The sequence below is a fragment of the Streptomyces sp. NPDC044921 genome (assembly GCF_056432865.1).
This window is the reverse complement of record NZ_JBWKIF010000011.1, coordinates 127,633-154,523: the sequence shown is the minus strand read 5'-3', so window position 1 is coordinate 154,523 and position 26,891 is coordinate 127,633. Positions and strand designations below refer to the sequence as shown.

Here is a 26,891-nt window from a genome sequence, read left to right as displayed (position 1 = left end):
GCCCGTTGCGGAAGGGCACGGTCGGCCGGTCAGGACGACTCGCGCACCACCAGCTCCGTGGGCAGTGTGACCTGTTGTCGGGGCGCGCCGTGCCGCGTGATGTCGGTCAGGATGCGGGCCATCGTCCGGCCCAGTTCCTCCACCGGCTGCCGCACCGTGGTCAGGGGCGGGTTGGTGTGGCGGGCGAGGATGGAGTCCTCGAAACCGACGACGGCGACGTCTGCGGGCACCTGCCGCCCGGACCGGCGCAGTTCGGCCAGGGCGCCGACCGCCATCAGGTCGGAGGCGGCGAAGACGGCGTCCAGGTCCGGGACGCGTTCAAGAAGCAAACGCATCGCGCGCGCACCGCCCTCCTCGGTGAAGTCGCCCGCCTCGATCATGGCGTCGGAAGCGGGCACACCCGCCTCCCCGTGCGCGGCGCGCCAGCCGGCGAGCCGGCTGCGGCCGACGTCCATGTCCAGCGGGCCGCTGATCGTGGCGACGCGCCGCCGGCCGCGCTCCAGCAGGTGCCGTACCGCCACCGCTGCGCCGCCGGCGTTGTCGGAGTTGACGTAGCTCAGGCGCTCGCCCGCGTCGCGCCGGCCGGCCAGCACGGTGGGCAGCCCCATCTCCTCCAGCATGCCCGGCAGCCGGTCCTCGGAGTGCACCGAGACGAGCAGGACGCCGTCCACGCGGCGGGTCGCCACCGACTCGGTCAGCTGGTCCCGCTCGGCCTGGTCGCGGACGAGCATCAGTTGCAGTTGCGTGCAGCTCTCGGCGAACGCGCTGCTCACGCCGCGGATGAGGGCCGCGAAGAACGGCTCGGAACCGAGCCGGCTCTCCGACTCCGGGATCACCAGGGCCACGGCATCGGTGCGGTTGGTGACCAGGCCGCGGGCGACCGAGTTGGGGACGTAGTTCAGCTCCTTGATCGCCGCGAGGACCCTGGCCCGGGCCTCCGCGCTGACCAGGTCCGAGCCGTTGACGACACGGGACACCGTGGTGCGGCCCACGCCGGCGCGGGCGGCGACCGTTTTGATCGTTGGACGGCGGTTGCCGCTCATGTGCTCCCCCCTCGGCGCCGCGGAGGCAGGGCCTGCCGCGGAGGTGACCTGCGGCAATTCTTGCAGACTCGGCGGTCGCCGGAGCACCCCGGGACCCCGGGGCAGCCGGCCGCGGCCCGTGGCGACGGCAACGAGTCGCGTTCAAGTCATTGACAGATCCGCCTCCTCCAACGAGTCTTCGTTGCGCCGATGGGAACGTGCCCACCCACAAGTGGGCACGTTCCCAATCTGTAGAGCCGTCATGAAGGTCATCGCTGTAGCCATCGCAGTAGTCAGCGCAGAAGTCGTCACTCCGATGTGTCAGCGCGGTCGCTAGGAGGAGATCAATGGGCACTTCCGGTTCGTTGCGCAGAAGGGCGGTAGCGACGGCCGCGACCGTCGGCGCGCTGGCGCTCGTCGTCGGCTGCGGCGGCAGCGACGGCTCCGCCACCGGGGGCGGGAAGAAGGACGGCAAGGTCACCATCACCATGGGCCTGTACGGAGTGATGGGAATCAAGGAGACGGGCCTCCTCGAGCGGTACGAGAAGGAGAACCCCGGGGTCGACATCAAGGCCGAGATCGCCGGTGACGAGCAGACGTACTACACCGCGCTGCAGACCAGGCTCGCCGCCGGCAAGGGCCTGAAGGACATCCAGGGCATCGAGATCGGCCGGGCCAAGGAGATCACCGACACCCAGGCGGACAAGTTCGCCGACTTCAGCGACGTGTCGGGCACCGACCACTTCCTGCCGTGGAAGGAGTCGCAGATCAGCACCGCCGACGGCAAGGTGCTCGGCCTGGGCACCGACATCGGCCCCATGGCCGTCTGCTACCGCAAGGACTACTTCGAGAAGGCGGGGCTGCCCACGGACCGCGAGGAGGTCGCGAAGCTCTGGGAGGGCGACTGGAAGAAGTACGTCGAGGTCGGCCGCACCTTCAAGAAGGACTTCAAGGGCAAGGACGTCGCCTACATGGACGCGGCCAGCGGCCTGTTCAACGCCATGATCTACGGCCACCCCGAGCAGTTCTACGACGAAAAGGGCGAGTTGATCTACGACAGCAACCCCGTCGTCAAGCAGGCGTGGACTCTCGCGGCCGACGCGGCGGAGGACGGCCTGACGGCCAAGCTCCGCCAGTTCCAGCCCGGTTGGGACCCCGGTCTGGCCAACGGGACGTTCGCCACGGCCGTGTGCCCGGCGTGGATGCTGAGCCACATCAGCGAGAAGGCCGGCCCGGCGAACAAGGGCAAGTGGGACGTGGCGAAGGCCCCCAAGGGCGCCAACTGGGGCGGGTCCTTCCTCGGCGTGGTGGAGCAGAGCCCGGTCAAGGAGGAGGCCAAGAAGCTCGTCGCCTGGCTGACCGCACCCGAGCAGCAGACCCACATCTTCAAGGAGATCGGCAACATCCCCTCCTCGCGCCAGGCACTGGACAGCCCGGACGTGAAGGGCGCCGAGTCGGAGTACTTCAGCGGTGCGCCGATCGGCCAGATCTTCGGCGCCGCCGCCCAGGAGATACCGGACAAGCAGGTCCTCGGCCGCAAGGACGGCACGATCAAGGACACCTTCTCCCAGGGACTGACCCTGATCGAGCAGCAGGGCACCGCGCGCGACGAGGCCTGGGAGACCACGGCGGAGCGCATCGAGAAGGCGGTCGGCTGACCGCCGGGCCTCGCGGCCGTCCGGGCCCGCACCGCCTCCCCGCGGCGGGCCCGGGCGGCCGGCTCAACCATCCGCTCTCAGGAAGGATTTCCGGTGGCCACCTCCACCACCAAGGCCCGGACCGGGGACGGCCCCGCGGGATCACCCCCGGACGGGGGCACCGCCCGGCGCGGGGCGCTGCTGCACCGGCTCGACGTCAAGGGCGCTCCGTACGTGTTCGTCGCGCCGTTCTTCGTCGTCTTCGCCGCGTTCAGCTTCTACCCGCTGATCTACACCTCGTGGATCTCCCTGCACGACGTGGAACTGGCCACCCTCGACGTCATGGAGTGGGTGGCCCTCGACAACTACGTCGAGCTGTGGGGCGACGCGCGGTTCTGGAACGCGCTGCAGAACACCATCACCATCGGCGTCATCTCGACGGTGCCGCAGCTGCTGATGGCACTGGGTCTGGCGCACCTGCTCAACTACCGGATGCGCGCCTCGCTGTTCTTCCGCGTCGCCTCGCTGGTGCCGTACGCGACCTCCGTCGCCGCGGCCGCCCTCGTCTTCACCATGATCTTCGAGCGGGACTTCGGGATGATCAACTGGGCGCTCGGCTCGGTCGGGATCGACCCCGTGGACTGGGAGGCCGACAAGTGGCCCGCCCAGGTCGCCATCTCCACCATCGTCATCTGGCGGTGGACCGGCTACAACGCGCTGCTCTACCTGGCCGCGATGCAGGCCATTCCCGCCGAACGGTACGAGGCGGCCTCCCTGGACGGCGCCTCCCGGTGGCAGCAGTTCACCCATGTCACCGTCCCCGGGATCCGCTCCACCATCGTCTTCACCATCGTGCTCTCCACGATCGGCGCCACTCAGCTGTTCGGTGAGCCGCTGATCTTCGGCCAGGGCCCCAACGGGGTCAGCGGCGGTGCGGACAACCAGTACCAGACGCTGGGACTGCTGCTGTACGAGGAGGGCTGGAAGAACTACCAGATGGGCCGCTCGGCGACCGTGGCCTGGGCGATGTTCCTGCTGCTCGTCCTCGTCTTCCTCGTCCAGCGCCTCGTCAAGCGCGCACGTGCGCGCACGCCCTGACCCGGAGTCACCATGACCACTCAGAGTCTCCCGGCCCGGACCGGTACCGCGGCCCAGACCCCCGCCGACCGGCCGGCCGGCCACGGGGGCCGCAGGCTGCTGCGCCAGCGCGCCGGCCGCCAGCACCACGCCGGCCCCCTCTCCTACGTCCTGCTCGTCATCATGGCGGTGCTGTCGATCTTCCCGTTGTACTGGACGATGGTGGCCGCCTCCACCGACAACACCCGGGTCAGCCAGACACCGCCGCCCTTCCTGCCCGGCCCGAACCTGTTCAGCAACCTCGCCCGGGCCTGGGACGAGGCGGCGATGGGCAAGGCGATGATCAACAGCCTGATCGTCGCCGGAGTGATCGCCCTGTCCACGGTGATGTTCGCGACGCTCGCCGGGTTCGCCTTCGCCAAGCTGAAGTTCAAGGGGCGCAACGTCCTGCTCATGCTGGTGATCGGCACGATGATGGTGCCGCCGCAGCTCGGCGTCGTACCGCTGTTCATGATGATGGCCGAGCTCGGCTGGTCGCAGCAGCTGCCCGCCGTCATCTTCCCGACGCTGGTGAGCGCGGTGGGCGTGTTCTTCATGCGGCAGTACCTGTCGGAGGCGCTGCCGGACGAACTCGTCGAGGCCGGACGCGTGGACGGTGCGCACTCGCTGCGGATCTTCTGGAGCATCGTGCTGCCCGTCGCGCGGCCCGCGATGGCCGTCCTGTTCATGATCACGTTCGTGCACGCCTGGAACGACTTCTTCTGGCCGTTCGTGGTCCTCGACATGACCAACCCGACGGTCCCCGTCGCCCTCACCCAGCTCAGCGCGGGCTACGTCCGCGACCAGTCGCTGATCATGGCCGGCGCGCTGCTCGGCACCCTGCCGCTGCTGGCGATGTTCGTCGTCTTCGGCCGTCAGATCGTCAGCGGCATCATGGCGGGCGCCGTCAAGGGCTGACCTGGCGGGCGCCGGCAAGGGCCGGCCCGCCGCCCCGACGAGAGGCCCGCACCCCGCCTCCCTCCGGCCCGTCACCCACCCCCGAAGCCCTCCGCACACCCCTCCTCGAAAGGACTTACGTGGTCACCGCAGCACAGCAGACCGCCGCACCCGGCCCGGACGCCCCCCGCACCTTCCCCCGGAACTTCCTGTGGGGCTCCGCGACCGCCGCCTACCAGATCGAGGGCGCCGCGGCGGAGGACGGCCGCACCCCCTCCATCTGGGACACCTACGCCCGCACCCCCGGCCGGGTCCGCAACGGCGACACCGGTGACATCGCCACCGACCACTACCACCGCTGGCGCGAGGACGTCGCCCTCATGGCCGAACTCGGCCTGGGCGCCTACCGCTTCTCCCTCGCGTGGCCCCGGATCCAGCCCACCGGCCGCGGCCCCGCCGTGCAGAAGGGCCTGGACTTCTACCGGCGCCTCGTCGACGAACTGCTGGAGAAGGGCATCAAGCCCGTCGCCACCCTGTACCACTGGGACCTGCCGCAGGAACTGGAGGACGCCGGCGGCTGGCCCGAGCGTGCCACGGCCGAGCGGTTCGCCGAGTACGCGGCCCTCGCGGCGGACGCCCTCGGTGACCGGGTGAAGACCTGGACCACACTCAACGAGCCCTGGTGCAGCGCCTTCCTCGGCTACGGCTCCGGCGTGCACGCGCCCGGCCGCACCGACCCCGTCGCCGCCCTGCGCGCGGCCCACCACCTCAACCTGGGACACGGTCTGGCCGTCCGGGCGCTGCGCGACCGCCTCCGCGCCGACGCCCAGGTCTCGGTCACCCTCAACATCCACCACGTCCGCCCGCTCACCGGCACGGACGGCGACGCCGACGCGGTACGCCGGATCGACGCGCTCGCCAACCGCGTCTTCACCGGCCCGATGCTGAACGGCGCCTATCCGGAGGACCTGTTGAAGGACACGGCGGAGCTGACCGACTGGTCCTTCGTCCGGGACGGCGACCTGGCGCGGATCCACCAGCCGCTGGACTTCCTCGGCGTCAACTACTACAGCCCGACGGTGGTCTCCGAGTCCGACGGCCGCGGCACGCACACCTCCGACGGACACGGCAACAGCTCCCACAGCCCCTGGCCGGGCGCCGACCGGGTCGCCTTCCACCAGCCGCCCGGCGACACCACGGCGATGGGCTGGGCCATCGACGCGGGCGGCCTGCACGACCTGCTGCGGCGGCTCGCTGCCGACTTCCCCCGCCTGCCGCTGGTCATCACCGAGAACGGTGCCGCCTTCGACGACTACGCCGACCCCTCCGGCCAGGTCAACGACCCGGCCCGGATCGCCTACGTACGCGACCACCTCGCCGCCGTCCACCAGGCGATCCTGGACGGCGCGGACGTGCGCGGCTACTTCCTGTGGTCCCTGCTGGACAACTTCGAATGGGCCCACGGCTACAGCAAGCGCTTCGGTGCCGTGTACGTCGATTACCCGACCGGCACCCGCATCCCCAAGGCCAGCGCCCGCTGGTACTCCGGGGTCGCCCGCACCGGCGTGCTGCCCGGCGCCTGACGCCCGCGGCACGGGACAAGGCCCGCCGCGCACGACCGCGTTGGCGGGTTCTCCCCGTACCCGCCGCCGGGGGCAGTATCGTCCGGAATCCCGAAGTGCCTGAACCGGACTGTCCCCACACGGGCGAGGAGACGTGGCCGACTTCTACAGATCCCCCGTACCCGGGTTCGCCGTCGACGTCCACCAGAACGAGTACCTGCCGGAGGGCGGCCGGGACGTCGACGCGATCGTCACGGTCACGGCCACCCGCGGCGGCCGGGGCAGCGGACCGCACCCGGACCCGGCGGCGTCCGCGCGACGCGCCGCGGTGGCGATCGTGGTCGACTGCTCCGGGTCGATGGGCCGTCCGCCGGCCAAGATGCAGGTGGCCAGGGCGGCGACCGCCGCCGCCATCGACGCCGTGCGCGACGGCGTGCGCTTCGCCGTCGTGGGCGGCACGCACCGGGCCACGGAGGTGTATCCGGGGGACGGCACCCTCGCGGTGGCCGACGCCCGCACCAGGGAGGAGGCCAAGCGGGCCCTGCGCACGCTCTCCGCGGGCGGCGGCACGGCCATCAGCACCTGGCTGCGCCTCGCCGACCGTCTGCTGCACTCCGCCGACCTGGACGTCCGGCACGCGGTCCTGCTCACGGACGGACGCGACGAGAACGAACCGCCTGAGGAACTGCGGGCCGCCCTGGACGCCTGCGCGGGCCGATTCACCTGCGACGTGCGCGGCGTGGGCACGGACTGGGCGGTGAAGGAGGCGACGGACATCGCCTCGGCGCTGCGGGGCCGTGCCGGCACCGTGGCCGGTCCGGCCGGCCTGGTGGAGGACTTCACCCGGGTGATGGCGAAGGCGACGGACCAGGAGGCCGGCGCTGTCACGCTGCGCCTGCGGACGCCCGTCGGCACGCGGACCGTCTTCGTCAGGCAGGTCTCGCCCGGCGTCGCGGAACTGACCGGCCGGCACACCGGAACAGGCCCGCGCACCGCCGACTACCCCACGGGTTCCTGGGGCGAGGAGTCGCGCGACTACCACGTCCGTGTCCGTGTCCCCGCGTCGGACGTCGGCCGGCAGATGCTGGCGGCCCGCGTCTCGCTGGTCACCCACGCGAGCGACGGCAGCACGCGTCCTCTGGCCCAGGGGCTGATCCGTGCGGCGTGGACCGACGATCCCGCGGCCTTCACCGCGATCGACCCGGTCGTCGCCCGTTACACGGGTCAGGCGGAGCTGGCCGAGGCCATCCAGCAGGGGCTCGACGCCCGCAGGGCCGGTGACAGCGAAGCGGCCGTGGCCAGGTTGGGACGCGCGGTGCAGCTCGCCGGCGCGCTGGGCCAGGACGACACCAGCGCACTGCTGGCCAGAGTGGTGGACGTGGTCGATGCCGCGACCGGCACGGTCCGGCTGCGGTCCAGGGTCACGGACGCGGACGCGGACGAGATGACCCTGGAGACCCGCTCGACCAAGTCGGTCCGCGCCGTTCCGCGCCCCGGGGCGCTCGATCACGACGACAGCCCGTCCCAGCACGGCCCTCCCGGCCACGGCCCACCCGGCCACGGCGCGCCCGGGCGGCCGGGCGACGGCGAGGAGGGGCACGGCCGGGAACCGCGCTTCCTGCAGGCGGAACTGGTCGAGCAGGCGCCTCCCGGGCGCGAGGTTCCCCTGCACGTGCGGGTCACCGCAGGAACCGGCGAGTCCGGCGTGGCCATGAGGGGATTCCCCCTCCCGGTGACGGGAGCGCGGCTGCTGATCACCGTGCACGCGCCCGGTCTGCTGGCCCTGGGAGACCTGCAGCAGGAGCTGACCGTCCGTCCCGGTCAGGACTCGCCCTGGCTCCAGTTCGGTCTGCGCACCATGAAACCGGGACTGCACACCGTCACCGTGCGGGCCTTCCACAAAGGCACCTTCCTCGGTGAACTGCGCGCGCAGGTCTCCGTGCAGCCCGGCACCCCCGCCAGGGACGGCCCCCCGCGCGCGGCACCCCTGACCTCGCTCGCGTTCGACCCGGGGGAGGTGACCCTGCAGGTCCTCAAGGGCGCGGACGGCGCCTACAGTTTCCAGCTCCTCAGCGAGACGACCTACGCCCCCGAGTCCTTCCGCCTGCTGGCGGGCGACTCGCACGGTGCCAGGGAACGGATCTACGACGAGCTGCGGCGCACCGCGGCCGCGGCCGGGCAGGCGGGAGGCACCGATCAGCGCACGGCCCGGCGCCGGCTGGTCAACCTCGGGGTGCAGTTGTGGGCGACGGCGGTGCCCGACGCCGTGCGGCAGCAGTTCTGGGAAGAGATCGGGCACGTCACCGCCCTGACGGTGCTCGGCGAGCACGACGTCGTCCCCTGGGAGCTGCTGTACCCCCTGGACGGCCACCGTGAGGGCGACGGTTTCCTCGCCGAGTGGCTGCCCGTCGTCCGCCGGGTCTTCGGACAGGACCGGGTGCGCGAACTGTCCCTGTCCTCCGCCGCCTTCGTCGTGCCGCCCGGCTCGCCTCCCGAAGCGGAGCGTGAGGTGCTCGCGCTCCGGGCGCGTCTGGGCGCCTCCGTGACCGACGGCGGCACGCTGACCCATCGCGCCGCCGTGAGCGACCTCATCGACGCGGGGCTCCACGGGCTGCTGCACTTCGCCTGCCACAACTCCTTCACCAGCGCGGGCTCGCACGTCACGATGGCCGACGGCCCGTTCGACCCCATCGACCTCGCCTACGCCACCCACTCCGGAGCCCTGCGCACCACGCATCCGCTGGTGTTCTTCAACGCCTGCCGCAGCGCGGGCCAGATCGACTGGTTCTCGGCCGGGCTCGGCTGGGCACCGCAGTTCCTCCAGGCCGGCGCGGGGGCGTTCATCGGTACCCTCTGGCCGGTACGGTCCGACTCCGCGCTGCTGTTCGCCGACACCTTCTACGAGCACCTGGTCACCGGGGGACAGAGCCTCGGGCAGGCGTCCCTGAACGCGCGACGGGCGCTGCGCGACCACGGCGGGGACCCCACCTGGCTGGCGTACGCGGTGTACGGCAGTCCCGCGGCGCGCGCCGCCGTTCCCGAGACGTCGGCCCCGCGAGGGTGACCCGGCTCTCGGGGGTGACCGGCGCCCGGGTCAGGCCCGCGCAGCCGACAGCCGACGCGTCACCACGGCGCCGAGCGTGCGCGCCTCGTGCGCCGATCCCGGGTCGGTGCCGGTGAGTTCGGCGACCCGGCGCAGGCGGTAGTCGTGGTCACGAGGTCCGGCCCCGGCCGGAGCCCGTGGGCCACCGTGTGCGGCAGGCGCCGAGCGAGGGCACCTCCGCGGTGGCTGTCACCCCGACCGGGAGCTGACCCGGTCGGCCCCCCGAGCCGTCCCCGACTGGACCGTCGAACACCGCGGTTCCGGGCCGGATCACGTCGACCGCTCCTCGCCGGCGTGCGCGGCCGCAGCACCGACGCGGCCCAGCGACCGGTCCGCCAGGCACAGGGCCAGGAACGCGGCGGCCACCCCGGTCAACGCCCAGGCCATGGCGTGCAGTCCGGAATCGGTGGCGCCGTGGCGGAAGAACACGGCGGTGGCCGCCGCCGCGAACAGTGCGCCGACGTACATGAACGTGCGCAGCAGTCCCGCGGACGAGCCCATGCGGGCCGGATCGGCCTGCGCGTACAGGGCGTTCTGGTTGGCCAGCCCGACCAGCCCGTGCGGGATGCCGGCGACCGCGCCGAGTGCGACCAGCAGCCATACCGGACTGTCGGCCCGGAGCAGCAACAGCGCGGCGCAGCCGAGGCACTGGAAGGCAGCGCCGACGACGAGCCTGCCCCGCACCCCACTCCGGCGTCCCGTCAGCGCGGTGACACCGACCGCCGTCGCCGACAGCGGAAGCAGCAGCAGACCGGCCTGCGACGCGCTCAGTCCCCGGCCCTCCTGGAGCCACTGGCCGTAGCCGTAGAAGAAGGCGTACGACGTGGTGCAGGCGAGACACTGCCGCGTGAACGTGACGAGCAGCGGTACGTTGCCGCCGAGAACGCGCAGATCCATGAACGGCCGCGCCGTGCGGAGCTCGCGGTGGACGAACACGCTGCCCGTGGCCAAGCCCAGTACGGGCAGGTACCAGTGCGCGACTGCCGGGTCCGTCAGGAAGAACATGAACGCGGTCAGCGATCCGGCGAACAACAGCATGCCCGGCACGTCGATGCGGGGCGTGCGGTCCGGGGGTGTTCCGCGCGGCAGCCACAGTGCGCCCAGGACGAGGCACATCAGGGACAGCGGCACGTTGACGCCGAAGACCAGCTGCCAGCCGCCCGCGCCGATCAGGAGGCCGCCCAGGGCCGGGCCGAGGACCGCGACGACCTGGTTGGACATCGACAGCGCGGCGAGGACGCCGCTCGGGTCCCTCCGGCCGGTGCGCTCGGACTCGGAGCGCAGCAGTGACATGGACGCCGGGAACGCCGCCGACGTGCCGAATCCGAGCAGGAGGCGCGAGACGACCAGCACCCACAAGTCGGGGGCGAGCATGCCGAGCAGTCCGGCGAGCCCGGTCAGCGCGGAACCCAGCAGATGGAGCCGGCGCGGACCGAACACGTCGACGAGCCGGCCCATCACCGGCTGTCCCACGGCCGTCGCGAGGTAGAGACCCGAGACCAGCCATGCCGTCTGCGAGGGCGGCACGTCGAAGGCGCGGCCGATGGGAATCAACGCGACCGCCAGCATCGAGGAGTTGACGGGGTTGAGCATCGAGCCCAGGATCATCGGTGCGATCAGACGGCGGTCGAAGCCGCCCTCGCCGGACCGGCGCCGCGACCGCGCGGCCGCGCGCGTCACGCCCGCGTCCCCTCGTCGGGCAGCGCCATGGCGGTGGTCACCACCCGCACCTCCTCGTCGGCGCCGCCCTGTCGGGCGGCAACGGGCCGAGTTCCGGGGACAGAAGCCGGGCCACGGCCGCGGACGGGGGGTACGCCAGCGCGAGTGCCGCGCCGCCGGCGCGGTCGGCTCCCGCGCCGGTGCCCGCCATCGCAGTCGTTCGCCCGCGGCAGTGCGCGCCGGGCGGGGTGCCAGGCGTCTCGCGCAGCGTGCGCAGGCCGGGCGGTCCGGACCGCCTGCTTGTCCCGCGACCGGCCATCAGCCGGGCAACCTGTGGGCCGAGTCGGGGGCGGGTCACGGCCGGGGGGCCTGCGACGTACGGGGGCGCGAAGTGGTCGGGGCCGGTGCCGGGGACGATGTCGAGGCGTGCGTCGCCGCCGCGCTCGTACCAGTCGGCTCGCCGCGCCTGGTTCTGCCGTTCCACCGCTTCGTCGGTCACGTTCGCGGGATCCCTCCTCAGTCGCTATGTGCTATAGCACCGCGGGTGGGAGGCGTGAACGCCCTGGCCCCCTCAGTGCGAGAAACGTGCTGTGAGCAGGGAGGAACTCGACGCCCGGCTGTGCGCGTTCATCAGCTCCTCCGCACGCCTGCCGTCTCCGGCGGCGATCGCGTCGTAGATGGCGCGGTGCTGGTGATAGCGCCCGTCCACGGCGCCGCGCCGTTCGTCGCCGGCCTCGGACAGGACGGTGTCACGCCGTTCGTCCACGCCGAAGGCGTCGACCATGTGCAGCATCTGCAGCAGCGTCGCGTTCCCGCAGGCCTGGTCCACCAGGCTGTGGAACCGCCGCGTGCAGTGCAGGATCTCCTCGATCAGCTGCCGCTCCTCGTCACTGCCCGGAGACAGTCCGGCCGCCCGGCCACGCAGCCGGTCGGCCTCGTCGAGGACGTCACGCATCTGCCGCTTCTGCGCCGCCGTCGACTTCTCGGCGGCCAGGCGTGCGGCCAGCGCGCGGAGCGAGTCCCCGATCATGGAGAACTCGCGCAGTTCCTCTTCCGTGTACTTCGCGATGCGCACGGAGCGCGGGCCGGTTCTCTCCACGAGCCGGTCCTGCTCCAGGCGGCGCAACGCCTCACGTACCGGCGTGGCGCTGATGTCGAGAGACTCGGCGAGCCCCCGCTCGGTCACCTTCTGGCCTCGTTCCAGGACGCCCGAGACGATCGCCTCGCGGATCGCCGTGTACGCCTGATCCCCGAGCGTCGCGGAGATCGTGAGCTGCGGGAGCTGAGCCATGGCAAGTACCGTATGTGCTACAGCACGATTGTCAACCAGTCGCGGGGAGGCGGGCATCCGACCGGCTGTCGCGACCGTCAGGAAACGCTCAGGTTCTTCGCGGGCCGACCGTCAACCGCGGTGTGAATGATGTGCGGGGCCGGGCTGTCGAGCCGAGAAGAAGGACCCGTGAACCAGGTAATCGTCGCAGGAGGGCCGTCCCTTGTGCGGACCGCGCTCACCCAGGTGATCGACGCGAGCGGCACCCTGAGGGTGGCTCACACCCCCGCGGACGCCGGGGAGCTCAGAGGTCTGCTCGACGCGGGCCTCGACGCGGACGTCGTGGTGCTCGACCGCTCCCTCCACACCGGCGAACCGGACGGCTTCACCGCCTTGGTCCACGACACAGGCGCCGAGGCACGGGTTGTCGTCTTCGGCGTTGCGAGCGTTCAGGACATCGACGCCCAGGTGCGCGCCGGCGCCACGGGCGTCCTCGGCGCCGACGTCAGCGCGTCACAGTTCGTCGCCGCCCTGGAGACCGTGTGCCGGGGCGGGCTCGTCGTCGCCCTGGACACGGCCCCGGCGGTCAGGAAGGCTCCGGCACGGGTCACACCCGCACTCACCGGGCAGCTCTCCCTGCGGGAGCGCGAGATCCTCACGATGCTGTCGAGCGGCCAGGACAGTGCGTCCATAGCCCGGGACCTCGCTCTGAGTCCTCTCACGGTGAAGACCCACATCACCCACATGCTCGGCAAGCTCGGAATCCGCCAGCGCGGACACCTGGTCGCCTTCGCCTATGAGAGCGGGCTCATCGTGCCGGGCACGACACCCACCGGTTTCCTGGCGGACCGGCTGCGGGCGGCCTCGTAACCCCTCCACGGACGGGGCGCGGGCGGGGAGCCGGCGCACCTGGAAGCGGCCAGGGCAGCAGCCGGCCAGGTCCGAGGCGGTCGCGGCGGCAGTTCCGCCGCGACCGCGTCAGGCACCGTGTCCGGGGCCGTCCGCTGACGGGCCGTGTGCCGTGCGGGAGCTCGCGCGGCGTCGTCGAGTGAGGCGCGCGACCCCCACGCCTCGCGCGCGCCCCGCTGCATCTCCACGCTCGACATCGGGGTCGCGGGGCGGCGGCCGGAACTTCCTGACGGTCTGCCAGCGCTGGAGCCCGGCGTTGAGCGCGGACGATTCCCTGTCAGGGTCTGTGTGCCAGTGCAGGCACGGCATCCTCCGGATATCGGTGGGTCCGGGGTCGGTCTGGTAGACAGGACGTGCGAGAGCCGTCAGGGGCGAGGACCGCGCGGGAGCCGGATGGTGACGGTGGTGCCGACCCCCACCTCCGAGTGCACGGCCACCTGCCCGCGGTGGGCGTGGACGATGGCCTCCACGATGGCCAGCCCCAGACCCGAACCCCCGTAGGCGCGGCTGCGGCTGGCCTCCGCGCGCCAGAACCGCTCGAACACGCGCGGCAGGTCTTCGGGGGCGATCCCGGGGCCGTCGTCGATGACACTCAGCTGCGCGGTCTCGTGGCCGAGGGTGATCTCGACGCGTACCGAGGTCCGGGCCGGAGTGTGCTGGACGGCGTTGCCGACGAGATTGCGCAGGACCTGCTGCAGACGGGCGGCGTCCCCGACGACGGGTGCGGGCCGTGCGGGTGCCATGGAGATGTCGCGCTGGGGGTAGATGACCTGGGCGTCCTCGACGACACCCGCGGCCAGGACGGTGAGGTCCACGTCGTCCTGCTCTACGGGGCGCCCGGCGTCGAGCCGGGCGAGCAGCGAGAGATCCTCCACAAGCAGCCGCATCCGCCCCACTTCGTTCTCGATGTGCTCCAGTGCCGTCTCCAGGCCCGGACCGGAGAGGCCGCCCTGGCGGTGCAGATCCAGCCATCCGGAGATGGTGGACAGGGGGGTGCGCAACTCGTGGGAGGTGTCGGCGGCCAGCGAGCGGACGGTCGCCTCCGCGCGGGCCTGGGCGTCGAACGCGCGGTTGACCGCCTTGGCCAGCAGGTCGGCCTCGCTGCCGTTGCGGTGGGTGGGCAGCCGCTCGGTCAGGGAGCCGGCGGCGATCGCGTCGGCGCTGCGGGCCATGCGGGCGAGCGGGCGCATGCCGAGGCGCAGAACGATGACCGACAGCCCCAGCAGGACCAGTAACGCGCCGCCGATCAGGGCGAGTTGCCGCCCGATGAGCACATCGGTGGTGGCGTCGTCGACGGAGGTGTCGATGGTGAGGATGACACTCGCCGGCCTCACGGTGCCCTCGGCGGGCCCGCGGTCGATGATCAGGCCCGGGCTGGGGATGCGTACGGCGCTGAGGTCGCCGCCCTCCAGGGTGATCACGCTTCCCGCCGGCGCCGTGGCGCTGAGCGCGGCCAGCTCGTCGGCCGCCCGGGAGGCGGAACCGGTGCTCAGCAGGACGTCGTTGTCCTCGTCGACGGCCACCGTACCTAGGGGCGAGCCGAGCAGGGCGCCGAGTTGGTCGGCGTCGGCGGTCTGCGGTCCACGGCCGATGACGCGCGTCAAGCGCTCGGCGTTGGCTTCGAGGGTGTCCTGGTTGCGCCTGTCCAGGAAGTCCTCCAGGAGGAGGGCGCTGATGACCGCGCTGGCGGCCAGGCCGACGACCAGGAGAACGGCCAGGCCGGCGAGCAGACGCAGGCGGACGCTGGAGGAGGCCCAGGGAAGACGGGTGCGCAGTGTCACGAGTCGTCCTGTTCCCGGAGGCTGTAGCCGACCCCGCGGACCGTCCGCAGCAGCGGCGTGCGGCCGTGGTCGATCTTGCGGCGGAGATTGGAGATGAAGCGCTCGACCACCACGGAGTCCCCACCGAAGTCGTACTGCCACACGGCCTCGAGGATCTGGGCGCGGGAGAGGACCTGCCCCTGGTGGCTCAACAGATAGTGCAGCAGCCGGTACTCGGTGGGAGACAGTTCGATGAGCCGGCCGTCCCGGCGGACTTCGTGGCGGCGGTCGTCGAGTGTGAGGTCGCCACACCGCAGAAGGGTCTCCTCGGGGGCGGGGGTTCCGCCGCGGGCCCGGCGCAGCAGCGCCTGGAGGCGGGCGCCGACCTCGACGACGCTGAAGGGTTTCGTGACGTAGTCGTCACCGCCCAACCGCAGTCCCCGCACCCGGTCCTCGACGGCGTCACGGGCGGTGAGGAAGAGCACGGGTACGTCGATGGCGCGGTCGCGCAGCAGTTGGAGGATCTCGAAACCGTCGGCGCCGGGGAGCATCACGTCCAGGACGATGACGTCCGGAGGGCGGCGCGCGACCTGGTCGAGGGCTTCGCTCAGGTCGCCCGCCACGTCGACGTCGAATCCGGCGAACTGCAGGGCCGAGATCAGCAGGCGTCTGATGCCGGGGTCGTCGTCGATGACGAGGACGCGGTCGGTGGCGCCCGGTGTGCTGACGGCGTTCATGTGTGCTCCTGGTGGCGGCCGCGCCGCCCGACGTTTGCCGTTGCCGCCGCCGCGGCGGACCCGGTGGATCTCGCGACGGCGGCTTCCCTGATCATCGTGTGTCACAGACCTGCTGGGGTGGATTCCCTGACGGGGGTGTGCTGGGCCGCCGGTCGGGCAGCGGTGACGTTCCCGCCCTCGACGTCGAGACGGGGCAGCACGCGGTCGAGGCGTCGCGGCAGCCACCAGGCCCGGTCCCCGAGCAGGGCCAGGACCGCCGGCACCAGGGTCATACGGACCAGGAAGGCGTCGACCATGACTCCGAAGGCCAGGGCGAAGGCGATCGGCATGATATCGGCGTCGCGGGAGAACAGGAAACTGACGAACACCGCGATCATGATGAGTGCGGCAGAAGTTACCACGCGCGCGGCGTCGCGGGCTCCGTTGAGGATGGCCGTGCGGGCGTGGCCGTGGCGGTTGTAGTCCTCCCGCATGGCGGAGACGAGGAAGACCTCGTAGTCCATGGCCAGGCCGAACAGCACGGACATCACGATGATGGGCACGAAGCTGGCCACCGGTCCCTCGCTGGGCACGCCCAGCGGGCCGGCCAGCCAGCCCCACTGGAAGACCGCCACGGTCGCGCCGAAGGCGGCTCCCACGGACAGCAGGAACCCGAGGGTGGCCTTGACCGGGATGGCGATCGAGCGGAACGCGATCATCAGCAGGAGCAGGGAGAGACCGACGACCACGATCACGAAGGGCACGAGTGCGCCGCTGAGCTTGTCGGAGACGTCGATGCTGACCGCGGTCATTCCGGTGACGGCGACGTAGCTGCCGCTCGACTGTGCCAGCGGCTCCAGCTGGGTGCGCAGCCGGGAGACGAGGTCGCCGGTCTCCTGCGTGCGCGGTCCGGTGTCGGGAACGACCCGGATACGCGCCGCCGTCCCGTCCTCGGACTGGTCGGCACCGCTGACGTCCGCGATCCCCCGGACCCCCCGCAGCTCCTGCTCGACGCCGGCGGCCGTGGAGTCGACGGTGGCCGGGTCCTCGTCCTCGACCAGGACGACGAGGGGGCCGTTGGCGCCGGGACCGAACGCGTCGCCGATCATGTCGTAGGCCTGGCGGCTGGAGTTTCCGGTGGCGCTGGAACCCTCGTCGGTCAGTGCCAGCTTCAGTTCCGTGCCGGGCACGGCCAGGGCGAGGAGCGCGACGGTGCCCAGGACCAGGTTGCGTACGGGGTGGCGCAGGACTGCCTCGGTCCAGCGCACGCCCATCGTGGCCGTCCGCCCGCTGCGCCCCGGCTGCCGCGTGGCGCGCCTGCGGCCCAGAGGCGGGAACCCCCGGCGCCGGGCCGCGGGCCGTGCTGCCCTGGGGGCGAGCCGGTGACCGGCCATTCCCATCAGCGCGGGCAGCAGGGTCACCGCCGTGACGACGGCGAACGCGACCGCTCCGGCGGAGGCCAGACCCATGGAGGTCAGCATCGGCACACCGGCCACGGACAGACCGGCCAGCGCGATGAGGACCGTGGCCCCGGCGAAGATCACGGCGCTGCCCGCCGTGGCGGTGGCCGTGGCGACGGACTCCCGCACCGGCATGCCGGCGCCGAGTTGTGTGCGGTGCCGCGAGACGAGGAACAGGGCGTAGTCGATGCCGACGGCCAGACCCAGCATGATCGCCAGGGTGGGCGCGTTGTCGGAGACGCCGAACACGGTGGCCAGGCCCATCATCGCGCCCATCGTGCCGACGACGCCCAGGACCGCGGTGAGCAGCGGCAGGCCCGCCGCGAGCAGCGACCCGAAGGTGATCACCAGGATGACCAGGGCCACACCCAGTCCGGCCAGCTCACCGGGTCCGACGGGCGGATGCGAGGACTCGTAGGGCTCGCCGCCGTAGACGGCCTTCAGACCCGCCTGCCGGGCCTCGTCCCCCGCGGCCTTCACCGCCTCCAGCGTGCCGGCCGGCACGTCGTCCTCCTCCTTGGTGGTGAAGGTGACCTCGGCCACCGCGGTGCGTCCGTCCCCGGAGACGGTGCCGCTGGTGGACGGGTCACTGACCTCGCTCACACCGGGCACCCGGCGCGTGGCCTCCAGCGTGGCCTCCAGCGGCTCACGCAGATCGGCCTCGCTCACCTCGCGGCCGGCCGGCGCCTGGAACACGATCCGCGCCGACTGGGCATCCGGCTCGGGGAAGTGCCGTTCCATCTTGGTCAGGGCCGTCTGGGCCGGTGAACCGGGTATGGAGCCGCTGTCGGTGAACGAGCCGGCGAAGGACACCCCCAGACCGACCACCGCACCGAGCGCCAGGAGCCACCCGATCACCATCGCCGGCCAGCGGCGGGCACCCCACGCGCCCAGCCGGTACAAGAACGTAGCCATCACAGATTCCCTCACTGCTCGGAAGACGACCCGCCCCATCCTTCGCAGTGGACTTGACGGCCGCAGCACGAGGAACTTGAGGGTTTCCTGACGGTTCGGCACCGGCACGTTCAGGTGCGCCGGTCGCCCGGCGGGGGACTACCCGGCGTTCCGCCGGACCGTGTGCTCGTCACGTGCCTGTTCCAGCCGGAGCGGAAGCCGCGCTGCGAGGTGGTCGACGAGTGCGCCGACCCGCCGGGGGACGTGTCCGTCCACCCCCACCAGGGCGTAGATGTCGGCGGCCGGTGTCGACAGGTGCGGCAGGATCCTGACCAGCTCGCCCCGCTCCAGATGCGGCCTGACATGCCATTCGGAACGCATGATCACACCACGGCCCTCCAGCGCCCAGCCCGTCACCACGTCACCGTCGTTGCTCGACAGGCTGCCCTGCACGCGCACGTGCCGGGGACGGTCCGCGTCGCCGAAGCGCCACAGCGCGAAGTCGCTCTCGTTCTCCCGCAGGACGATGCAGTTGTGGTCTGCCAGGTCCTCGATGGTGGCCGGCGTGCCGTGCTCGGCGAGGTAGGACGGCGACGCGCAGGGCACTCGCCGGTTCCCGGCCAGGCGCCGCATGCGCAACGAGGAGTCGGGCGGCATGCCGACGTGGACGGCCACGTCGAACTCACGCCGGTGGGGCCGCAGCGGAAGCGCGGACGTCTGCATCCGCACGTGCAGTCCGGGGTGGGCCGCGGCGAACTCGCCGAGCAGCGGCGCGATGTGCGCGCGGCCGAGGCCCAGGGTGGCCTCGACGACCAGCGATCCGCGCAGCCCTCCGGCCGTGTCGGTGATGGTGTCCTCGAGTTCGCGTACCTGGTCCAGGATCGCCTCGACGCGCGCCGCGTACAGTTCCCCCTCCGACGTCAGCACGAGCCGGCGGGCACCGCGCTGCACGAGCCGGACGTCCAGGCGGCGCTCCAGGGCGCTGAGGCGCTTGCTGACGACGGGCAGCGAGCAACCGAGTTCCCGCGAGGCGGCCGTCAGCGTCTCGCTCGACGCGACCACGTGGAAGAACTGCAGGTCGTCCACGACCGAACGACTCCTGGACCAGGAGCGGGGAGAACGCCGGGGGCTTTCCATGGGGGAAAACGTACCTTGCCGGTTACGGGGTTGTAACGGCCGTCCCCGCTGGCCAAGGTAGACCCAGCCGCGCCGTGGCCGGGACGCCTGCACGCAGTGCCCGCCACCGGACTCGCGCATCGATCACATGGACGGGAAGTGAATTCGTGCCGCAGACGTATCGCATCGCAGCGATTCCGGGTGACGGAATCGGCCGCGAGGTCGTCCCCGAGGGGCTGAGGTGCCTGCGGGCCGCCGCCGAGGTGCACGGCTTCCGGCTCGACGTCACCGAGTTCGACTTCGCCAGCGCCGACTACTGGCTGGACCACGGCACGATGCTGCCCGGGGACTGGCGCGACGTGCTCGGCGCGTTCGACGCGATCTTCTTCGGGGCGGTCGGATGGCCGGAGGTGGTCCCGGACCACGTGTCGCTGTGGGGCAGCCTGCTCCAACTGCGGCGCGGCTTCGACCAGTACGTCAACCTGCGTCCCGTCCGGCTGCTGCGCGGCGTCCGCAGTCCGCTGCGTGACCACCGGCCCGGCGACATCGACTTCTACGTCGTGCGGGAGAACACCGAGGGGGAGTACTCCAGCATCGGCGGCCGGATCTTCGAGGGCACCGACCGCGAGACCGTGGTCCAGGAAACGGTCATGACACGGACCGGCGTCGACCGCGTGCTGCGCTATGCCTTCGAACTCGCCTCGTCACGCCCGGGCAAGCGCCTGACGTGGGCGACGAAGAGCAACGGGATCTCCATCTCCATGCCCTACTGGGACGAACGCGCCACCGAGATGGCGGCCCGCTATCCCGACGTGACCGCCGACAAGGACCACATCGACATCCTGACCGCGAAGTTCGTCCTGCAGCCCGAGCGGTACGACGTGGTCGTCGCCAGCAACCTGTTCGGTGACATCCTCTCGGACCTCGGCCCGGCCTGCACGGGAACGATCGGCATCGCCCCCAGTGCCAACATCAACCCCGACCGCTCCTTCCCCAGCCTCTTCGAGCCGGTGCACGGCTCGGCGCCGGACATCGCCGGCCTGGGTGTCGCCAACCCCGTCGGCCAGATCTGGAGCGGCGCCATGATGCTCGGCCACCTCGGCGAACACGAGGCGGCCGCCCACGTCGTGGCCGCGATCGAGAGCGTGCTGGACGAAGAGCCCGACGTGGTCACCCCCGACCTCGGGGGTCCGGGAACCACGGTGGGACTGGGCAAGGCCATCGCGGCCCGGATCGCGGCGAGGCCGCTCGCCGGCCGGGGCGGGGGAGCGGCAGCCGACCTGGCCGGTCGCGCGGTCGGAGAAGGAATCCCGGCCTCATGACCGGACCTATGACCGGACCTGTCCCCGGCCCGGTCGGTCACGGACTGCGCCGGACCGGCTGGCCGCCGCCACCGACGAGGCGGCCGCCACGATGCCGCGCACGGCCTTCTCCACGATCATCCGGGAGTCGAACGACCCGTGGATCACCGCCGGGTACCTGCCCGACACCGCCATGATCTCCCCGGTCCTCCACCGCGGACGGCTCGCCGCGTTCACCGGCACGGTGGCGCACACACCGGACATCGGCGGCAGTCCCACGACGAACGCCACCCAACTGCTCTCCGAGGGCATCCTGATCCCTCCGCCGCGCCTGTTCCGGGCCGGGCGGGTCGAGCGGGGGGTCAAGGACCCGCTGCTGGCCGGCGTGCGGCTGGCGGACCGAGTGTGGGGCGACCTGGGGGCGCAGGCCGCGGCGCACGCCGTGTGCCGACGGCGGGCCCAGGAGTTGCTCACCGACTTCCGTGAGCCGGACTCCGAGGCCTTCGCGGCCCAGGTCCACGCGGTGACCGACGCCGCGGTGCGGGCGGGCGTCCGGGGCCTGAACCGCCCGGCCACGGCGTGCCGGCGCAGGGCAGCCCCGCGCGCGGAGGCGGGGCGATCCGCGGTGTCCGACCGGTCCGCCTTCCGGGCCACGGCCTGCTCGATGCCGCCGTCTGGAACCGCTACGAACTGACACCGGGCACCGAGCTGGCAGGCCCGGCGGTCCTCGAGGAACGCGGATCGTCCTGCTCCTCTCCCGCAGAGGGCCGATGCCTTCCCCCCCCACGCCAACACCGACCAACCATCCAGCAGCTGCCAGCACGGTGGCGGCGCGAAGGGACGACCCTCATGACGACGGTGTCAGCAGGGCAGCGCACCCCCACCCGGCGCATCACGTTCCTGGTCGCACTCGCGGTCTTCGCGCAGGAGTCGACCTGGAACTTCTACGAATCGCAGGTTCCGCCGCTGCTGCGCGAACACCTCACCAGCGCGGCCGTCGTGGGACTGCTGATGGGCATGGACAACCTGCTCGGCATCTTCATCCAGCCGTGGATCGGCAACCGGTCCGACCGGACGAGGACCTCCTGGGGCCGGCGGATGCCCTACCTGGTGGTCGGGATGCCGGTCGCCGCCGCGCTGTTCATCCTCATCCCGCACAGCGCGGGGTCCTTGCCGCTCCTGGTCGCGGTGCTGTTCTCGTACGCGCTCGTCGCCAACACCTTCAAGCCGATCGCCGAGGCCCTCGTCCCGGACTTCATCGCACCCGGGCGCCGGAGCCGGGCCAACGCCGTGGTCAAGATCGCTTCGAGTCTCACGGCCATCGTCGCCGCGCTCATCAGCATCTTCCTCGTCGACGACCACCTGAGTCTGGCCTTCGCGATCCCCGCGGTCATCATGCTGGTCTCGATCGGGGTGCTCGCGGCCACCGTGCGCGACAACCGGTCCCCGGCCTACCAGGCGGCGGTGGCCGAGTGCGAACGGGAGGACGGCGCCGGGCGCGTCGAGCCACGGGTCCGGGACACCGTCGTCGAGATCCTGAAGGACTCCGACCGCAGCCGGCTCCTGCTGCTCTTCGCGATCCTCCTCTTCGGCGGCGCATGGGCCGCCTCCCGTTCCCTGATCACGCCGTACGGGATGGAAGCCCTGGACCTGTCACGGGGAGCCGCGGGCGGGCTCACCCTGCCCAGCGGCATCGCCTTCATCCTGGCGGCCTACCCGGCAGCGGTGCTCGCCGAGCGTTACGGACGGCTCCGGGTCATGGCCGTGGGCATGTCGGTCTTCGCGGGCGCCATGGTCCTGGGAACGCTCGTCCAGACGCCGACGGGGACCACCGCGACCCTGTGCCTCGCGGCCGCGGGCGCCGCCTGCTTCCTGGTCAACGCGGTGGTCGTGCTGTGGAACCTCGCGCCCTCGGCGCGGGTCTTCGGCACGTACGCCGGCATGTACACCGTCGGCTGGGCCGGCGGCGGCTTCCTGGGCCCGGCGGTGGTCGGCGGGATGGTCGACATCACCGGCTGGCCGCTGATGCTCATCGACATCGCCGTCGTCGCCACGCTGTCGATCGTCGTCGTGGCCAGGATCGGTGTGCTGCAGCGGCGTACCGCCCTGACGCTCGCGCAGTAATCAGTCCATCCCAGCGGTGCGGCGCCGACCCGGCGCCGGCAAGAGACGAGGAAACCGTGCCCCGCATCCTGATCACCACCGACTACCTGCGTCCCGGGGACCCGGCCGATCACCACCTCCGGGCGCACGGACACACGACGGTGCACGCGCCGCTCGCCGGACGGCACGGGCCCGGGCACCTCGTCGCCGCGCTCGACGGGATCGACGCCGCGCTCGTCGGTCACGACGCGCTGACCGCCCAGGTGCTCGCCGAAGCGCCTCGCCTGCGCGCCATCGTGCGCACCGGCGTCGGCTACGACTCCATCGACATCGCCGCCGCGGCCCGGCTCGGCATCACGGTGAGCAACCTGCCGGGCATCAACGCGAACGCCGTCGCCGAGTACACCCTCGGTCTGCTGCTGGCGGCCGCGCGGCGGCTGGTGCAGAGCGCGCGGGGCGTCGCCGCCGGCCGGTGGCCGAGGGAGGACGGTCACGAGCTGCGCGGCTCGACGCTCGGCCTGATCGGATACGGGGCGGCGGCGCGCGCCGTGGTGCCGCTGGCCCGGGCCTTCGGCATGGAGGTGCTCTGCACGACCGGCGTGCCGCAGGACCAACGGCCGGACCCGTGCGTGCGGTTCGTGGCGCTTTCCGAGCTGCTGGCGGCGGCCGACTACGTGTCGGTGCACACCGCGCTGACGGACCGCACACGCGGTCTGCTGGACGCCACCGCCTTCCGGCGGATGAAATCGACGGCGGTGCTGGTCAACACCGCGCGGGGCGCCGTCGTCGACGAACGGGCCCTCGCCGACGCCGTGCGCACCGGCGAGATCGCCGGGGCGGCCCTCGACGTGGTGAGCGAGGAGCCGCTCCCGGCCGACAGCCCGCTGCGGGACGTCGAGGGAATCGTCGTCCTCTCCCACCTCGCGGGCCAGACCGCCGAAGCCCGTGCCGCCGCGGGCCTGGAGGGGGCCGCCGAAGTGGTGGCCGCCCTCCAGGGCCGCCCCCGGTTCGCGGTGAACGCGCACCTGCTGCCCCGCACGCCCACCGCCCGGGACGACGGGTGACACCCGCCCGCCACCCGCCCGACAGCCAAGAAGGAAGAGGAACATGGACAACGAACAGGTGGACCGGGTCAGGGTCCTGGCACCGACCGGCATGCTCGGAGCCGGCTTCCCCGAGGCCACCATCGAGCGGGGCCTGGCGCTCGGCGCCGACGTCATCTCCGTCGACGCGGGCAGCACCGACTCCGGCCCCCACTACCTCGGCGCGTCACAGCCCAAGACCACCCGGGCGGCGGTCGCCCGTGACCTCCGGGTGCTGCTCAAGGCCGCGGCGGACGCCGGTATCCCCCTGATCGTGGGCTCGTGCGGCACCAGCGGAACCGACGCCGGTGTCGACTGGGTCGCCGGCATCGTCGCCGACATCCTGGCGGCCGAGGGACTCCGGCTGCGGGTGGCGCGCATCTACAGCGAGCAGGACACCGGCGTGCTCCTGGAGCGCCTGGACGAGGGGCGGATCCATGCCCTGCCCCCGCTGGGCGAACTGGAGCCGGAGACGCTGCGGAGCTGCACGCACATCGTCGGAGCCATGGGGCACGAGCCGATCGTCGCCGCGCTGGAGGCCGGGGCGCAGGTCGTGCTCGCCGGGCGGGCCACGGACACCGCCATCGCCGCCGCCTACCCGCTGATGAAGGGAATGCCGGCCGGACCGGCCTGGCACGCCGCGAAGATCATCGAGTGCGGTGGGCAGTGCACCAGCGATCCGCGCGCGGGCGGGGTCCTGGCCACCGTCGACGCCGGCGGCTTCACGATCGAGCCGCTCGCCCCGACGGCCGCCTGCACGCCGATCCTGGTCGCCGCCCACATGCTGTACGAGACGGTGAACCCGTTCCGGATGCGCGAGCCGGACGGCACCCTGGACGTGCGCGACGCCGTCTACACGGCCCTGGACGAACGCACGGTGCGGGTCGAGGGATCGCAGTTCCATGTGGCCGACCAGCACACCGTCAAGCTCGAAGGCGCCCGGATCACCGGCTACGAGACCATGTCGTTCAGCGCGATCCGGGACCCGCACATCCTGGCGCACATCGACGACTGGGCCGAGCTCATGTGCACGATGATCAGGCAGCGCGTGGAGCAGACGATCGGCCTGAGCGAGGACAAGTACGCCTTCGATCTGCGCCTCTACGGGCACAACGCCGTCCTCGGGGACCTGGAGCCGGCACCGGGCCCGCCTCGCGAGGTGGGAGTCATGCTCCTCGTCAGCGCATCGGACCAGAGCACCGCCACCGCCATCGCGAAGATCGCCAACCCGTTGATGCTCCACCTGCCGACGGCTGACATGGACTACCTGCCGAGCCTGGCCTTCGCCACCTCACCGGCGGAGGTCGAACGCGGCCCGGCGTACGAGTTCGTACTCCACCACGTCGTCGACACCCGCACCCCCGACGAGATGTTCCGCACCGAGATCGAGGAAGTCCCCCACCATGGCTGAGACCACCCCGACCACCCCGACCACCCTGGGAGACCTGGCGTACGAGGTCCGGTCCAAGAACGCCGGGCCCTTCTGGGTCACCATGGAACTGTTCCTGCGTGACGCGGACGGCTATCGCGTCGCCGCCGACGAGACGTTCCTCAACGAGGGCACGGTCGCCCGGCTCTACGGAATCGACGCGGCCGATGTCCAGATGTTCCGCATCCCGTCGCTGAACGTCGTCAAGATCTCCTTCCCGCGCCCCGTCGGCCAGGCATCCCTGCGGGACCGTGACGTCCACTCCGGTCAGCACCACGTGCCCCTGGCGGTGCTGCCCCTGCCCGCCACCTGACATCGCCCGACCGGGCACCTCGCCGGCTCACCCTCCCCGCAAGCACCCGAAGGAGCAGTTCCGTGAGGTCAGTTGCCGCACTGATCGCCGCCGCGGCCGTGATCGCGGGCACCGTGGGCACCGCACCCGCGGTCCCGGACGGGAGCACACGTCCCACCACCGTCACCTGCCCGGGCCACCTGGCGGAGAAGGCCACCTGCCACACCGGCCGGGACGCCGAGGGCGCCTACTACACCATGGCCGTGCCGCGCCACTGGAACGGCTCCCTCGTCGTCCACGCCCACGGAGGTCCCGACTTCTCCTACGACGCCTCCACGCCCACCGAGGACCTCAAACGCTGGGCGGTGATGGTCGACGAGGGCTACGCCTGGGCGGGGTCCTCGTACCGGCGCGGCGGTTACGGGGTCAGGATGGCCGCCGCCGACACCGAGAACGTACGCCGCCTGTTCGTCAGCCACTTCGGCCGCCCCGACCGCACCTACCTCCACGGCCAGTCCTGGGGCGGCAACGTCGCCGCCAGGACCGCCGAGACCCACGGCGGGAAGCGAGGCGCCTACGACGGGGTCCTGCTGACCAACGGCTTCCTGGCCGGCGGCTCGCGCGGCTACGACACGCGCGTGGACCTGCGCGCCGTGTACCAGTACTACTGCCGCAACCTGCCCCGCCCCACCGAGGCGCAGTACCCGCTGTGGCAAGGGCTGCCCGCCAACTCCACGATGACACCGGACGAGGTCCACGGCCGGCTCCAGGAGTGCACCGGCGTCGACTCCGCACCGGCCGACCGGACGGAGCGGCAGCAGCGCAACCTCGACGACATCCTGGCCGTGACCCGCATCCCGGAACGCTCACTGGCCACCCACATGCAGTACGCGGCCTTCCTCCTGCAGGACATCGTGCACCGGCGGCTCGGCGGCCGTAACCCCTTCGGCAACCGCGGTGTGCGCTACGACGGTTCACACGACGACAAGGCGCTCAACGCCGGTGTGGCCCGCTTCTCGGCCGACCCCACGGCGCGCCGCGACCTCTCCTACGACAGCGACCTCACCGGACGGGTCCCCCTGCCCGTCCTCACGCTGCACGCGATCGGCGACCCACAGGTCTTCGTCGAACACGAGGCGGCCTACCGCGCCACGGTCCAGGCCGCCGGCCGGGGCGAGAACCTCGTCCAGACCTTCACGAGGGAGAGCGGGCACAGCGCGCTCAGCAAAGCCGAGTACGCCAACTCCCTGGCGGCACTGGACACATGGGCCCGCACGGGGAGGAAGCCCACTCCCAGCTCGATCGCGCGCTCGTGCGGCGCGTACGACGCGGTGCATGGTGGTGGCTGCTTCTACGATCCGGCGTTCCGCCCCGCCCCGTTCGCCTCCCAGGTCCGCCCCCGGCCCGGGGGCCTGCACTGGCCGGCCATGTCCGCGGTGCGGGAACGGGCGTGGAGCCGCATCGACGGCGTGGGCATCGCGCCCTGAAGCGACCCAGGGGTCCCACGCGGTCACGCGTCATGCGCGGCCGGTCCTCGCGGGCTTGCCCTCGTGTCGACTCGAA

The 26,891-nt window shown here is 72.0% G+C and carries 20 protein-coding genes and 1 pseudogene; 14 read left to right on the top strand and 7 right to left on the bottom strand.

Annotated features, from left to right (window positions below; translation table 11 throughout):
* Positions 1-29: 29 nt before the first annotated feature.
* Positions 30-1,043: a LacI family DNA-binding transcriptional regulator gene (locus AC07DA_RS19205; RefSeq protein ID WP_479129345.1), complete on the bottom strand. Its 1,014-nt coding sequence runs from the start codon at positions 1,041-1,043 to the stop codon at positions 30-32.
* Positions 1,044-1,369: 326 nt separating this feature from the next.
* Between AC07DA_RS19205 and AC07DA_RS19200 the strand changes: the two genes are divergently transcribed.
* The 6 genes and pseudogenes from AC07DA_RS19200 to AC07DA_RS19175 all read left to right on the top strand — a co-directional run bounded on the left by AC07DA_RS19200 (position 1,370) and on the right by AC07DA_RS19175 (position 9,298).
* Positions 1,370-2,680, top strand: coding sequence for an ABC transporter substrate-binding protein (locus AC07DA_RS19200; protein ID WP_479129344.1), 1,311 nt, complete (start codon positions 1,370-1,372; stop codon positions 2,678-2,680).
* Between the two features lie 93 nt (positions 2,681-2,773).
* A complete protein-coding gene (locus tag AC07DA_RS19195) occupies positions 2,774-3,757 on the top strand; it encodes a carbohydrate ABC transporter permease (RefSeq protein ID WP_479129343.1) in 984 nt (327 codons plus the stop codon).
* Between the two features lie 12 nt (positions 3,758-3,769).
* Positions 3,770-4,693, top strand: coding sequence for a carbohydrate ABC transporter permease (locus AC07DA_RS19190; RefSeq protein WP_479129342.1), 924 nt, complete (start codon positions 3,770-3,772; stop codon positions 4,691-4,693).
* A 119-nt stretch (positions 4,694-4,812) separates the two neighbouring features.
* Positions 4,813-6,255 (top strand): GH1 family beta-glucosidase, encoded by a 1,443-nt coding sequence (locus tag AC07DA_RS19185; RefSeq protein ID WP_479129341.1) that lies wholly within the window; start codon positions 4,813-4,815, stop codon positions 6,253-6,255.
* A gap of 133 nt (positions 6,256-6,388) precedes the next feature.
* Positions 6,389-7,723, top strand: a pseudogene (locus AC07DA_RS19180) (VWA domain-containing protein); the annotation flags it as partial.
* 222 nt (positions 7,724-7,945) lie between these two features.
* On the top strand, positions 7,946-9,298 hold the full coding sequence (locus AC07DA_RS19175) for a CHAT domain-containing protein (RefSeq protein ID WP_479129458.1): 1,353 nt from the start codon (positions 7,946-7,948) through the stop codon (positions 9,296-9,298).
* Positions 9,299-9,607: 309 nt separating this feature from the next.
* On the opposite strand, the gene AC07DA_RS19170 is transcribed toward AC07DA_RS19175, so the two are convergent.
* Both AC07DA_RS19170 and AC07DA_RS19165 read right to left on the bottom strand, forming a co-directional pair.
* On the bottom strand, positions 9,608-10,945 hold the full coding sequence (locus AC07DA_RS19170) for an MFS transporter (RefSeq protein ID WP_479129457.1): 1,338 nt from the start codon (positions 10,943-10,945) through the stop codon (positions 9,608-9,610).
* A gap of 622 nt (positions 10,946-11,567) precedes the next feature.
* Entirely contained in the window at positions 11,568-12,287 is a 720-nt protein-coding gene (locus AC07DA_RS19165; protein WP_479129340.1) for a GntR family transcriptional regulator, read from the bottom strand.
* Positions 12,288-12,491: 204 nt separating this feature from the next.
* Here AC07DA_RS19165 and AC07DA_RS19160 point away from each other — a divergent pair, with 204 nt between their 5' ends.
* Positions 12,492-13,136, top strand: coding sequence for a LuxR C-terminal-related transcriptional regulator (locus tag AC07DA_RS19160; protein WP_479129339.1), 645 nt, complete (start codon positions 12,492-12,494; stop codon positions 13,134-13,136).
* Between the two features lie 404 nt (positions 13,137-13,540).
* On the opposite strand, the gene AC07DA_RS19155 is transcribed toward AC07DA_RS19160, so the two are convergent.
* From AC07DA_RS19155 to AC07DA_RS19140, 4 genes are all read right to left on the bottom strand, one after another.
* Positions 13,541-14,956, bottom strand: a complete 1,416-nt coding sequence (locus tag AC07DA_RS19155) for a sensor histidine kinase (protein ID WP_479129338.1) — start codon at positions 14,954-14,956, stop codon at positions 13,541-13,543.
* On the bottom strand, positions 14,953-15,672 hold the full coding sequence (locus tag AC07DA_RS19150; RefSeq protein ID WP_479129337.1) for a response regulator transcription factor: 720 nt from the start codon (positions 15,670-15,672) through the stop codon (positions 14,953-14,955). The genes AC07DA_RS19155 and AC07DA_RS19150 overlap by 4 nt, the downstream gene beginning before the upstream one ends.
* A 101-nt stretch (positions 15,673-15,773) precedes the next feature.
* Positions 15,774-18,026: an MMPL family transporter gene (locus tag AC07DA_RS19145; RefSeq protein ID WP_479129336.1), complete on the bottom strand. Its 2,253-nt coding sequence runs from the start codon at positions 18,024-18,026 to the stop codon at positions 15,774-15,776.
* A 138-nt stretch (positions 18,027-18,164) separates the two neighbouring features.
* Positions 18,165-19,091 (bottom strand): LysR family transcriptional regulator, encoded by a 927-nt coding sequence (locus AC07DA_RS19140; RefSeq protein ID WP_479129335.1) that lies wholly within the window; start codon positions 19,089-19,091, stop codon positions 18,165-18,167.
* 197 nt (positions 19,092-19,288) lie between these two features.
* Between AC07DA_RS19140 and AC07DA_RS19135 the strand changes: the two genes are divergently transcribed.
* From AC07DA_RS19135 to AC07DA_RS19105, 7 genes are all read left to right on the top strand, one after another.
* Positions 19,289-20,443, top strand: a complete 1,155-nt coding sequence (locus AC07DA_RS19135; RefSeq protein ID WP_479129334.1) for a tartrate dehydrogenase — start codon at positions 19,289-19,291, stop codon at positions 20,441-20,443.
* A 91-nt stretch (positions 20,444-20,534) separates the two neighbouring features.
* A complete protein-coding gene (locus tag AC07DA_RS19130) occupies positions 20,535-21,116 on the top strand; it encodes a hydantoinase B/oxoprolinase family protein (RefSeq protein ID WP_479129333.1) in 582 nt (193 codons plus the stop codon).
* Positions 21,117-21,271: 155 nt separating this feature from the next.
* Positions 21,272-22,546 carry an MFS transporter gene (locus AC07DA_RS19125; RefSeq protein ID WP_479129332.1) on the top strand — a complete coding sequence of 425 codons (1,275 nt, stop codon included), beginning with the start codon at positions 21,272-21,274 and terminating at the stop codon, positions 22,544-22,546.
* A 56-nt stretch (positions 22,547-22,602) separates the two neighbouring features.
* Positions 22,603-23,589: a phosphoglycerate dehydrogenase gene (locus tag AC07DA_RS19120; RefSeq protein ID WP_479129331.1), complete on the top strand. Its 987-nt coding sequence runs from the start codon at positions 22,603-22,605 to the stop codon at positions 23,587-23,589.
* Positions 23,590-23,632: 43 nt separating this feature from the next.
* A complete protein-coding gene (locus AC07DA_RS19115) occupies positions 23,633-25,018 on the top strand; it encodes an acyclic terpene utilization AtuA family protein (RefSeq protein ID WP_479129330.1) in 1,386 nt (461 codons plus the stop codon).
* Positions 25,011-25,349 carry a DUF4387 domain-containing protein gene (locus AC07DA_RS19110; RefSeq protein WP_479129329.1) on the top strand — a complete coding sequence of 113 codons (339 nt, stop codon included), beginning with the start codon at positions 25,011-25,013 and terminating at the stop codon, positions 25,347-25,349. The genes AC07DA_RS19115 and AC07DA_RS19110 overlap by 8 nt, the downstream gene beginning before the upstream one ends.
* The gene (locus AC07DA_RS19105; RefSeq protein WP_479129456.1) at positions 25,346-26,815 is read left to right on the top strand and encodes an alpha/beta hydrolase family protein; all 1,470 of its coding nucleotides are present in this window, start codon (positions 25,346-25,348) and stop codon (positions 26,813-26,815) included. Before AC07DA_RS19110 ends, AC07DA_RS19105 begins: the two co-directional genes overlap by 4 nt.
* The last annotated feature ends 76 nt before the right edge of the window (positions 26,816-26,891 follow it).